Consider the following 11359-nt stretch of genomic DNA (forward strand, 5'->3'; position numbering starts at 1 on the left):
AAAAAAAATTCGATATTATATTTTTATATATCTATTTTTATATTATATTTTAAGTATTGTATAGTATAGGGGTATTAAACTAAAAAATACTTAAAAAACATAGGTGTAAATTAGTGATTTGAGTTAATTATTGTCTATGTTCATTCATAAAGTGATTGGGAATAAAATTAGAACATAGTATTAAATGTGCATTTTCGAGATTTTTTTGCTGTTTAAAGGTGGGGTTGTCGGCACAAAACCCTGTATTCTTATAGTATTTGTAATAAATGAATGAACTAAAAGACAGGTGTTTGTATTAATCAAAACTTCAATCATATAGTGTATAGGAATAAATAATGATAATAACTCTGTTATGGAATATTTATAACTTAAAGTAATTAAAAACTGGTCATTATATTATATATATTAGCTACTGGTTGGAAATTTGTTATCTTCAGTTTTAATCCTGTACTAAAAATAAAAAATTAATGTTTAACATAAATTAATACTAAATGTTTGTTATTTCTTGACTTAATAAATATAGTTTGTATGTAACAACTAATTGTTACAATGTAAATTTTATTTATTTGTAATTTTTAGTTGTTACAATTAAAATTTTATTATTTATTAAATAATAATTTATATATAAAATTTAATTAATAAAAATGAAAATTATAAAAAATTAAGATATACTAGTAATATACGATTAAAATTGAGACTTGATAGATATTAAAAAAAATAAGTTTATATAGTCAACTTTATACCAAAGACATCCTCAAAATCCTGGTATTTCTTCCTTGCACGGTATAGATATTGACGAGTATATCTATCCCCGCGTGCTTTTGCAAACATAGCTTCGATTTCAGTAGGTGAAAATATGGTTCCCAATTGCTTAACAGGTATATTGTTTAACATTTCCAATTCATCATATTCATCAATATCGTTTGTATTATCATTTTGAGATTTAACATCTTCTGATTGTTTTAAAGATTTATTATTTAATAGATTCAATGGAATTTCGTTCTGCCAGTCCCATATATTATTAAATATATTCAGATACAATTTCTTACATGATACACATTTGGTAACAACTAGATAACAGTTTTTGTATATGTGGTAACTAATACTTGCCATTTCAAAATTACAGGAACTACATGTACCTATTTCATTTTTTTCGAATTTATAGGCAGGTGTAATATATCCATTTATGTAGAGTGTTCCAGTCTCAAGGTGATATTTACTCTCCATATATTTCACCAAATTTAAATAATATTTTACACTTATAATATATTAATTAGTAATGTGTAATTATAACACATTTTACTAACTTATATATCAATAAATCTATAATAAATCAGTGCAATCTGCAGGAGGGGATTATAGTGGACTCCATACGCTCTAAAATAAAACAGCGGTTGCAAAAATTTGTTGAGCTCGATACAAGTGGTCTCCGAAGTAGTGTATTGTCATTCTTTTTGAAAGAAAAAAATGTTACAGTCGATGATCTCTATGAGGCTATTAAAACAAAGTTTAATATATCCAGAAGTTCAGTCGCTTCAATGGTGGGATATATTCATTCTAAACTGGGTATTCTTAGAGCTTACAAAGAATCATATAAAACACATATGGTATATACATTAAAAGATGAATATGTCGATTTGATAAAGTCAATATTGTATTCAAAATATCGTTCAGCTAACTTGGAAACATAATTTTAAATTGTAAAGTGTAACTAAATATGTCGTACGTAAAAGATGCACCAAAGACTTCAACAACTCTCGTTGTTCGTTCAGATTCACATGGTAGGATAACGCAAACAAGGGACCCATTTTATAGCTTAATGCGTAGACTGTTCCAGGAAGATGCTACAGCAGAACGTGGCAAAGAGTTTATTTTAATGATTGAAGAACGCCAGAGAAATAACAATCCTTTAAAAACCAGTGAATGGAAAGATATTATTAAAGAACTGGATATAGGGCGAGCGTCATTCTATTCCATGAGAAACAAACTTCTTGGAGCAGGTCTTATAACAACAAGGAATCAGGAATACCGTATATCAGGTCAGTTTAGTAAAGAATTAATGGATATGGCTAAATGGTGGTGGACAGCCGTTTTGGGTGATAATCCTGAGAACATGGATAAATAAACCAAAAACTTTATAATTAACATTTACAATCTGTATGAACAGCAGACGAATGTAGCCCGGTAGTGTAGTGGTCAATCATACGAGGCCCTGGACCTCGTGACCTCGGTTCGAATCCGTGCCGGGCTATCATTTTAATTACTAGTTTTTTATTTTTACAACCAAATAAATAACCTTATATTGCCAAAGTTTAAGAAACTATATTTCAATTAATCAACTATGGAAAGGTTATCTACTGGAATCGATGAACTGGATGGAAAAATATCAGGTGGTTTTCCCAAAGGTAAAGGTATAATCATCACAGGCTCATCGGGAACTGGAAAAACTATTTTTGGGTTACAGTTTTTGAACAAAGCATGTTATGACGGCAAAAAATGTACTATAGTGGCAACAGAAGAAACTCCTGAAGATATACTTACCCATGCAGATGTACTGAATTTAAGTTTAAGGGATTTTTACAACAACAGATATCTGGATATTGTAGATACTTACAGGAAGCGTGCTTTTGAAACAGAAGAATCAGATATCCGGGGTGCAGGTTTAACAATAGAACGTATAGACCTTGAAGAAATCCCTAACCTTATATCAAACGATTCAGAAGTAGTTGTTATTGATAATATCGGTGTATATTCCATCGGTTTAAGTACCTACGAGTTTAGAAATAATTTTGATGCATTGACTTATGAACTTTCTGAAAATGGCTATTCTGCACTTTATGTGATGGATGAAACTGCGCATAATCTGACTCATAACCTTGCAGAATACTCAACATTTGGTTCTATAAAACTTATGATTAAAGAAAACCCTTATACTGAAAAAATGGAACGTTATATGTATATACCGAAAATGCGTGATACTGAAATATCACTTGAACTTATGCTGTACGATATCACTTCTGGTGGTATTACCCTATTGGAATCCAATGTGGATTTATAACCTGTATTAAAACATATTAAAAAGTATAATTTATACGCTGTATACTAAATTTTGAACCTTAGGTTAAATATAACATTCTTTTTTGTTAAGCAATTAAATTCCTAAAAATAATTAATTAATTGTTTTTCTTAACTTTTTAAATATCAAAACTTCATATAATTTATTGCTACGTTGAAAGTAAATATGTGGGGGGTTATTTTGGTTAATACACCAATTATGGATAGTTTATATAACATGGTTAGTCAGATGATAGAGTTTATACCACTATTAGTTGCGATAATTGTCTTGTTAATAGTGGGTAGATTTGTTGGTAAAGGTCTTGGGAAACTTGGTTCTAGAATACTGGAAAAAATTGGGCTGGATATTATACTTGACAAGACCGCCATTGGTAAAATGATTAGTAAATCTAATATAACAACGACCGGATTTTTTGATACCATCATACGCTGGTTTGTCTATCTGGTATTTGCTGTAATCATTATCGATTTATTGCAGATCCAGATTGTTAGTGATTTCCTGACGGATGTTATAGCCTTCATACCACTAATAGCATCAGCAGCTATTATATTGGTAGTTGGATTCCTTGTTGTTGACTTTTTAGCTGATCTTGTTAAGAAAGTGCTTGAGACAACAGAATTGAATGATAAGGTAGCAGAAAGCCCTATAGGAAATGCAATAAAGGCAAGTGGAACAAGCATTTCTGGAATAATATCTGGGCTTATAAAGCTGTTTGGTTACCTGTTATTTTTAACAGCGGCACTAAACGTCCTTCAGTTGAGTATAATTGCAGACCTTGTCGGAAGAATTGTTGAATATATACCAAACCTTGCAGCAGGTATTTTAATATTAATAGGTGGACTTCTTGCCATCGGTGTATTTGAAAAATACCTCGATAATTTCATGAAAGGAATGAGCATTGAAAGTGCAAATGTTCTTCTTCCGATGCTGAGAGGTGTTTTACTCCTTCTAGTGATTTTCATAGCATTGGACACAATGCTTGTCAATATCGGGGTATTCTATGTTATACTCCAGCCACTTGCCTGGGGTGTCGCAATTATAATTGCGTTCAAATATGGTATAAAAGATGCCATCGTTGCATATGCAAAAGAGAGAAAACAGCAGGGATAAACTAATATCCCTTTCTTTTTTTACCAGCCAAAATTTAGTTTTAGTGAACTACCACTTGGCTAAAGACCAACTGGCTCCTTAAATTAAAAATTTAAGGATAACTTAAAATCTATGATTTAAAGTGCTTCCTGTTTCATACTTTTCCCTTATGGGAACAAGTCCACAGGCTCTACCCCTCGTACCGAAGGTGTAAAATTGTAATTTTGGTTATCAATTACAACCATACAAGTATTGGTCTTTATAATATTTAAACTTAATTAATAAATATAGTTTAATTTTAAGAATTAGAAATCATATAATTTTATACTATATTGCACTTTGTTGCAAATATTTTGTCTGAAAAATCCAATTAATCATAAGTTTCTAGTTTGGTAATAATAACTTATAACCTTTGTAATGGCAACAGCCAGTAAACCAACGGCTGATGCAGTCAATATTACCATGATTAGATTTTGTTCTTCTGCAAACCACATCATACCATAAAAAAGCCCAGCACTTAATGCTATACCTATTGCAACAAGCAATATAATCGGATTTTTATTTGGTTTGTCTGTTATATCACTCATGTATTATCAACTTGAACTGATTTTATATATAAATTACTGCACACGTATTACAATACCTCTCAACAGCCTGCCAAGAATATCCTTGCCAGTGATTATTCGCTTCTCCTCTGTCTCTTTATTCCAGTAGATTACAAGGTCTTTATCTATAACATCATCTTCGGCATGTTCGGGGAATACTATTAACTGGTTGATTACTTTATCAAGTTTTGTATCCGGATTTCTCACTACAATGGGTCTGTGTGCGTATTTGAAAGGATTGAAAGACCCGGTTTTGTATATGACATCCCTCAAAAATGCATCAGAGTCAAGTACCATAACTGGCTCATCATCAGAATCGGTAATTATAACCCATTTTTTATCCGACTTTTGCAGTTTCTGCAGAAATGGATCTGATGGGTCTCTGGTAATATCAGGAAATACCGGACGATTATTTTTAAAGGGTAACGTGATAATACTGTCAGGATCAATAATTGAACCTTCCTGAGATATGGATATATCATCAATCTGCAGAAAATTAAGTGCACCAAGACCTTCCATTTTACCGATTTCTGTTCTTGTGGATTCTATATGTTTTTCAAGCATTATCCTGAGATATTCTTCCTTGAAAAACTGCATCCTTTCTTTACCAAGCCATTTGTCCAGCAAAATTGCAGATGGTTTGGCTACCGGATAGAAGATTACCTGATAGATTTTAACAATTGGAACAAGGTGTCCACCTACTTTTAAAGCATACCGTGTAAAATATGCCTGAGGTGCTATCTCTCCAAACAATGTTATACTAAATGTGGAAAACAGGAACGCTGTGGCTCCCGCCATTATAGAATTTGTAAGTAGTGTAAGCAAAACATTAACCGACATATTCCCCCAGAGAAGGGTTGTCAAAAGGAAGTTAGCATCTCGTCTCAATTGTAGGATTTTGATAGCGTTTTTATGTCTGGTTTCAGCTTCAATTTCCAGCCCCAACCGGCTTAATCCAAAAAGTCCTATGGTAAGACCAGAAAACATCGCTGATTGGGACAAACAGAAAATGATAAGAATCCATATGATTATAGGGTCCATGTTATTTCAGTATCCTTTATTTTCTAATTCATTTATCACCTGAACATTTAATCGGAGTGTTTCATTTTAGTTTTTAGATGGTTTATATTATTTTTTTAATTTTTCCTCAGTTTCAAGAACTTTAAGCGTAGTTTTCATCAATGCATCCGGATTTAATGATATAGACTCAATCCCTTCTTTAACCAGAAATTCTGCAAATTCGGGATAATCACTTGGTGCCTGTCCACAGAGACCACTATGGCGGTTATTTCTTTTAGCTCCCTGAATAGCTGCACATAAACTCTTCTTGACACCTGAATCTCTTTCATCGAATTCTTTGGAGAGTATATCTGAATCCCTATCGATACCGAGTGTAAGCTGTGTCAGGTCGTTGGAACCTATTGAAAAACCATCAAAAAACTCGCTGAATTCATCGATTAAAAGGATGTTGTTTGGAATTTCACACATGACATAGACTTCAAGACCGTTTTCTCCTCTTTTTAAACCATTCTTTTCCAGCTCTTTAATAACATTTTCACCCTCTTTAATTGTTCTGCAGAAAGGAATCATTATAACAAGATTGGTAAGTCCCATTTCATTTCTTACCCTTTTCATAGCTTTGCATTCAAGTGAAAAACCTTCCCTGTAATTATCATGGGTGTATCTGGAGGCTCCTCTGAAACCAAGCATAGGGTTATTTTCTTTAATTTCAAAATATTCGCCACCGATAAGATTTGCATACTCATTAGATTTGAAATCACTCATCCTAACTACAACGGGGTTAGGATAGAACGCGGCTGCAAGCATACCAACACCCTGTGATAGTTTGTCTACAAAATATTCTTCTCTACTGCTATAGCCGGCTGTAAGTCCATCAATTTTTTTCATAACATTTTCATCTTCTACTTTTTCAGGGTGTATCAGTGCCATAGGATGGACTTTGATATAGCTGGAGATAATAAATTCAAGTCTGGCAAGTCCCACACCATCGTTTGGAATTCTTGCATATGAAAAAGCTATTTCTGGATTCCCGATATTCATCATCATTTTTGTTTCGGGTCTTCCCATTTCTTTTAGGCTGGTTTTTTCGACATCATATGATAGTTCACCATCATAAACATAGCCTACATCACCTTCTGCACAACTAACCGTTATTTTATTTCCAGTCTGGATTTTTTCAGTTGATTCAAGGCCATTTTCATCTACTGCACCGACTACTGCGGGAACTCCTAATTCCCGGCTAACGATTGCGGCATGGGATGTCCTGCCTCCTTTATTTGTCACAATCGCACCTGCAGTTTTCATGACGGGTTCCCAGTCGGGAGTTGTGGTGTCAGCAATCAGTATTTCTCCAGGTTTAAATGAGGAAAGTTCTGATACATCAGATATAACATGGGCCGTACCAGAAGCTATTTTATCTCCGATACTTTTACCCTTTACAAGCGGGCTTGATTTTTCTTTTAATGTATAGGTTTCCAGAACATCGAGGTCTTTCTGGGATTGAACGGTTTCGGGTCTTGCCTGTACTATAAAAATCTGTCCTGTTTCGCCATCTTTTGCCCATTCAATATCCATGGGTTGTGACTTTTTGTAATATCTGGAATAGTAATCCTCGATTTTGATGGCATAACCTGCAAGTGTTAATATTTCATCATCGTTTATACAGAACCGTTTCCTATCAGCATCAGGAACGTTTACGTTTCGGGTCAGTGCCTTTGATTCACCTCTACCGTAAACCATCTTGATTTCTTTGTTCCCAAGATACTTGCTGATAATGGAGTTGTATCCTTTTTTAATTGTAGGTTTAAACACATAAAACTCATCAGGGTTAACCTGTCCCTGGACAACATTTTCCCCCAGTCCATAAGATCCTGTTATCAAAACCACATCTCTGAAACCGGTTTCAGTATCAAGAGTAAATATAACTCCACTTGAAGCAAGGTCTGATCGAACCATTTTCATGATGCCTATAGACAGTCCTACCTTGAAATGGTCAAAATTGTTGTTTTCTCTATAAGTGATTGCCCTGTCTGTAAACAGGGATGCAAAACATCTGATGCAAGCATCTTTTAAGGAATGATATCCGTGAATGTTTAGGTAGGTTTCTTGTTGTCCTGCAAAAGATGCATTGGGTAGGTCTTCTGCTGTGGCTGAACTACGGACTGCAACATCGGTATTAGGTCCATATTGTTCACAGAGATAGTCATAGGCTTGTTTAATTTCATCCCACAAATCCTGTGGAATACCAGCATCAAGTATCAAATTACGGGCTTTCTTTCCCCTTTTAGAAAGGTCTGAGACATCAGTTATATCCAGTCCTTCCATAGTTTTTTTTAATTCATCCAGAATTCCGCCTGATTCAAGAACATGCCAGTAAGCATCTGCTGTGACAGCAAAGCCGTTAGGTATATTTACGCCTTCAGATACTAGTTTACGATACATTTCACCAAGGGATGCATTTTTTCCTCCTACAACAGGAACATCATCCATTGTTATTTCTTCAAACCATTGTATGTATTTCATAACCACTCCCTTCAATTAACAGTTACAATTTATTGGTATATAGAACGATTGTTTTATTTATATATTGATTTCCATTAAATCAGTAGCGATTTTTACGTCCTGTACAGTTTTCAGGTTATTTTTAAGGTATTCTATACTTTTCTGTTCGTGACCCTGCATTTGTGGATAAAGATGCGTCAGATACAAACAGGAGGCATTAGTATTATAATAGTTTATATACCCATCAAGCATATCGGGTGTTGTGTGGTATGTTACATCAAAACCACAGGGGAATGAACATTCATGTATCAAAAGGTCTGCATCCTGTGATAAATCCATTATTGATTTGCAGGGTTCTGTATCTCCCGAATATACTATTGAATTCCCATCTGATTCAATCCGATATCCAAGTGATGGAACGCTGTGTACTCCTTTTGAACATGTTATTTTACAGTTGACCCCATCAGGTGTAAAAGTATCTCCTGCAGATATTTCTATTATATTGATATCGGATTTGCCCTGAAGGTATCCGTAAATTTCCAGCAAACCTGTCATCCATTCATTTGTTCCTTCTGGACCATAGATTGTAATGTTGGTTTTATCACAGAGCCAGTTGGCTTTCATAAGACATAACACATCTGCAACATGGTCAAGATGCAGATGGGAAAGAACTACTGTGTCAATATCTGTATGATTATATCTGCTCTCAAATATCCGGTTTAAAATACCGCTTCCGCAGTCAAAAAGGATGGGTTTTCCTTCGATTTCTGCTATAATCCCTGATTGTATTCTATCAGTCTGTGGGATGGCTACTCCTGTTCCAAGAAACTTTATATTCATATTACTACTATAATAAGGCTTAAGTAACTTAACTTTAATCATGGAGTTTTGTCCAATAGTTTTAAAAACCCCTTTGCATATTCAATAGTTGAACTATCAATAAATATGATACTACAACCTGCGAGGGTTGCCGAGCTGGTCAAAGGCGCCAGACTTAAGATCTGGTACCGAAGGGTTGCGTGGGTTCAAATCCCACCCCTCGCATACTGTTTCTAAATTAGGTAACTGATTTTTGAACCTTTCCAGTTGATTACTTTATCTTTTATAATCAGTTTTATATTCCATAGGATATAATATATTAGTAGAGTGGATATTATGAAAATCATCAAAGGCAATGATCTGGGACTGGGGATTAAATGCGATTATATGGCAGTGGGAAACTCCGCAGAAGAGGTCGAAGAAAAAATGTTTGACCATTTAGAAAAAGAGCACAAGGAAAAACTTGATAATTTGGATGAGGATGACATCAAAGACCTCAAATACAGAATATCAACCCTTGCAGGTCGAAGTTGTGGATGTGGAGCGCTTTAATGTATTTTGTTTAAGGACAGATAATTTGATACACATTAATTCCTGAAAGCGTGAGAGCCGTAATAATCACACCTGATAACAATATTCCAGAAACTATTGCAGGAAATGAATGTTTTTTCTGAATTCCAAATATAAAGGCTGCCACACATCCAGACCATCCACCTGTCATTGGAAGTGGTAGAGCCACAATCGGTACAAGAGCAATCGTCCCGTATTTTTCAAATTTGGCTGAATGACATCTGTGGGTTTTAGAAAACAATTTTTCGATTAATGAATCCAAAGTTTTAAACCTTCTCAATTTGCGGGTTAAAACATCAAGTGATGCCAGAACAGGATATATGGGAATGATATTGCCGATAACCGCCAGACAATAACTAACCAGTGGATTCATTTTGTACACTGTTATTGCAATAGGTATAGCTCCTCTAAGTTCAGGAAACGGCATCATACTTATACCTATAATAGAAAGCCAAGAGGGAATTGTTTCTTCTATCCTGCAGATAACATCGTACAAAAACATATCTAATCCGCATTTATTATCTACAACATCCAGTTTATAAAATTAATTATTGGCCACTTTATTTTATTGCTTCTGTAAATGTGTTGTTTTAAGAGATAAACTAAAATATGGACAGTTTCTATTAATAACGGGGGGAATTTTAATAAAATCCAGCACTATTATTTTAATAATTATCCTTGCAATTGTTGTTGCGGATTCAATTCCTTTATTGATGTATCAACTATACCCTCCAAACATCAATGAAAACTCATATGACCCTACAGGGCCAGGTTATGGTCCGGGAAGGTCTTATCAGGACCAAAATTAAAAAACAGTTTTGAATCAAATGGTGAAACGATTTATTATACCGGATTTAATAAATCGGGCGATAAAATCCAGATAAGTTCTGGACCTCATTGGGTCTATGTTCATGGTGGAAGTTGTGTTGATTGTCATGGTGCAGATGGAAAGGGAAATAGACCAATAAGGATGAGTTGTGAATTACTCTGCCCTTTCGGACAGATCTTCCTGTTTCATAGTTTGTTCTGACGAACACAACTCCACAGGCACTACCCCTCATCCCGAAGGTGAAATTAGATTCTGTTTATCCAACGCGAATTTCTTAATATTAACTGATGCGTTGATGTCTCTATCATGTGTCGTTTTGCAGTCAGGACATTCCCATTCTCTGTCTTTAAGTTCTAAATCCTGATGATAATATCCACATACATGACAGATTTTGCTTGATGGGTCGAATCGTCCTATCTTGATGATATATTTACCATACCATTCTGCTTTATATTCCAATTTCTGTACAAAACTACTCCATGAAGCATCGGTTATATGCTGTGCAAGATTATGATTTTTCAGCAGTCCTTTTACATTTAAACTTTCCAGTGCTACAGCTTGGTTCTCGCTTATCAACCTGGAACTTAACTTATGCTGGAAATCTTTTCTCTGGTTGCTAATCTTCTCATGATACTTGTCTATCTGGTGTTTCAGTTTCCTGTAATTATTAGAACCTTTCTTTTTTCTGCTGAGCCTTTTCTGCAATACCTTCAATCTTTCAATCGAATTTTTCAGGTACCTTGGATTATCGACTTTTTCACCGTTAGATGTAACAGCGAAATCCTTGATGCCTACATCGATTCCGACAGTATTGTTTTCATCGAATTCCTGTTTTTGAGGTGTTTCTTT

At 34.5% G+C, this 11359-nt stretch carries 12 protein-coding genes and 2 tRNA genes; 7 read left to right on the forward strand and 7 right to left on the reverse strand.

What is annotated here, in order from left to right; genetic code table 11:
- Positions 1-723: 723 nt before the first annotated feature.
- The gene (locus QZ276_RS09790; protein ID WP_292487542.1) at positions 724-1227 is read right to left on the reverse strand and encodes a hypothetical protein; all 504 of its coding nucleotides are present in this window, start codon (positions 1225-1227) and stop codon (positions 724-726) included.
- A gap of 134 nt (positions 1228-1361) precedes the next feature.
- On the opposite strand from QZ276_RS09790, the gene QZ276_RS09795 reads away from it, so the two are divergent.
- The 5 genes from QZ276_RS09795 to QZ276_RS09815 all read left to right on the forward strand — a co-directional run bounded on the left by QZ276_RS09795 (position 1362) and on the right by QZ276_RS09815 (position 4186).
- On the forward strand, positions 1362-1691 hold the full coding sequence (locus QZ276_RS09795) for a DUF2551 domain-containing protein (RefSeq protein WP_292487543.1): 330 nt from the start codon (positions 1362-1364) through the stop codon (positions 1689-1691).
- Between the two features lie 26 nt (positions 1692-1717).
- On the forward strand, positions 1718-2125 hold the full coding sequence (locus QZ276_RS09800; RefSeq protein ID WP_292487545.1) for a hypothetical protein: 408 nt from the start codon (positions 1718-1720) through the stop codon (positions 2123-2125).
- A gap of 53 nt (positions 2126-2178) precedes the next feature.
- Positions 2179-2251 (forward strand) — tRNA-Gln (locus tag QZ276_RS09805).
- Positions 2252-2341: 90 nt separating this feature from the next.
- Positions 2342-3058 carry an ATPase domain-containing protein gene (locus QZ276_RS09810; RefSeq protein WP_292487547.1) on the forward strand — a complete coding sequence of 239 codons (717 nt, stop codon included), beginning with the start codon at positions 2342-2344 and terminating at the stop codon, positions 3056-3058.
- 198 nt (positions 3059-3256) lie between these two features.
- Positions 3257-4186 (forward strand): hypothetical protein, encoded by a 930-nt coding sequence (locus QZ276_RS09815; protein WP_292487549.1) that lies wholly within the window; start codon positions 3257-3259, stop codon positions 4184-4186.
- Between the two features lie 353 nt (positions 4187-4539).
- On the opposite strand, the gene QZ276_RS09820 is transcribed toward QZ276_RS09815, so the two are convergent.
- The 4 genes from QZ276_RS09820 to QZ276_RS09835 all read right to left on the reverse strand — a co-directional run bounded on the left by QZ276_RS09820 (position 4540) and on the right by QZ276_RS09835 (position 9132).
- Positions 4540-4752 (reverse strand): hypothetical protein, encoded by a 213-nt coding sequence (locus QZ276_RS09820; RefSeq protein WP_292487551.1) that lies wholly within the window; start codon positions 4750-4752, stop codon positions 4540-4542.
- Positions 4753-4785: 33 nt separating this feature from the next.
- Positions 4786-5811 carry a DUF21 domain-containing protein gene (locus QZ276_RS09825; RefSeq protein WP_292487553.1) on the reverse strand — a complete coding sequence of 342 codons (1026 nt, stop codon included), beginning with the start codon at positions 5809-5811 and terminating at the stop codon, positions 4786-4788.
- A gap of 87 nt (positions 5812-5898) precedes the next feature.
- Positions 5899-8313, reverse strand: a complete 2415-nt coding sequence (gene ppsA / locus QZ276_RS09830; RefSeq protein ID WP_292487555.1) for a phosphoenolpyruvate synthase — start codon at positions 8311-8313, stop codon at positions 5899-5901.
- A gap of 57 nt (positions 8314-8370) precedes the next feature.
- Positions 8371-9132, reverse strand: coding sequence for an MBL fold metallo-hydrolase (locus tag QZ276_RS09835; protein ID WP_292487557.1), 762 nt, complete (start codon positions 9130-9132; stop codon positions 8371-8373).
- Between the two features lie 120 nt (positions 9133-9252).
- On the opposite strand from QZ276_RS09835, the gene QZ276_RS09840 reads away from it, so the two are divergent.
- Positions 9253-9336, forward strand: a tRNA-Leu gene (locus QZ276_RS09840).
- Between the two features lie 111 nt (positions 9337-9447).
- Positions 9448-9663: a DUF1059 domain-containing protein gene (locus tag QZ276_RS09845; protein WP_292487559.1), complete on the forward strand. Its 216-nt coding sequence runs from the start codon at positions 9448-9450 to the stop codon at positions 9661-9663.
- A gap of 10 nt (positions 9664-9673) precedes the next feature.
- On the opposite strand, the gene QZ276_RS09850 is transcribed toward QZ276_RS09845, so the two are convergent.
- Both QZ276_RS09850 and QZ276_RS09855 read right to left on the reverse strand, forming a co-directional pair.
- On the reverse strand, positions 9674-10183 hold the full coding sequence (locus QZ276_RS09850) for a small multi-drug export protein (RefSeq protein ID WP_292487561.1): 510 nt from the start codon (positions 10181-10183) through the stop codon (positions 9674-9676).
- A 555-nt stretch (positions 10184-10738) separates the two neighbouring features.
- Positions 10739-11359 (reverse strand): RNA-guided endonuclease TnpB family protein (locus tag QZ276_RS09855; protein WP_292487562.1); only part of this gene is annotated, 621 nt, incomplete at its 5' end.

Source organism: Methanohalobium sp. (genome assembly GCF_018609725.1).
Classification (GTDB): Archaea; Halobacteriota; Methanosarcinia; order Methanosarcinales; family Methanosarcinaceae; genus Methanohalobium.

Bases quoted from the DNA above. Each gene is read 5' to 3' on its own strand.
- QZ276_RS09790 (WP_292487542.1), bottom strand. From the start codon at position 1,227: ATGGAGAGTAAATATCACCTTGAGACTGGAACACTCTACATAAATGGA.
- QZ276_RS09800 (WP_292487545.1), top strand. From the start codon at position 1,718: ATGTCGTACGTAAAAGATGCACCAAAGACTTCAACAACTCTCGTTGTT.
- QZ276_RS09810 (WP_292487547.1), top strand. From the start codon at position 2,342: ATGGAAAGGTTATCTACTGGAATCGATGAACTGGATGGAAAAATATCA.
- QZ276_RS09820 (WP_292487551.1), bottom strand. From the start codon at position 4,752: ATGAGTGATATAACAGACAAACCAAATAAAAATCCGATTATATTGCTT.
- QZ276_RS09825 (WP_292487553.1), bottom strand. From the start codon at position 5,811: ATGGACCCTATAATCATATGGATTCTTATCATTTTCTGTTTGTCCCAA.
- ppsA (WP_292487555.1), bottom strand. From the start codon at position 8,313: ATGAAATACATACAATGGTTTGAAGAAATAACAATGGATGATGTTCCT.
- QZ276_RS09835 (WP_292487557.1), bottom strand. From the start codon at position 9,132: ATGAATATAAAGTTTCTTGGAACAGGAGTAGCCATCCCACAGACTGAT.
- QZ276_RS09845 (WP_292487559.1), top strand. From the start codon at position 9,448: ATGAAAATCATCAAAGGCAATGATCTGGGACTGGGGATTAAATGCGAT.
- QZ276_RS09850 (WP_292487561.1), bottom strand. From the start codon at position 10,183: ATGTTTTTGTACGATGTTATCTGCAGGATAGAAGAAACAATTCCCTCT.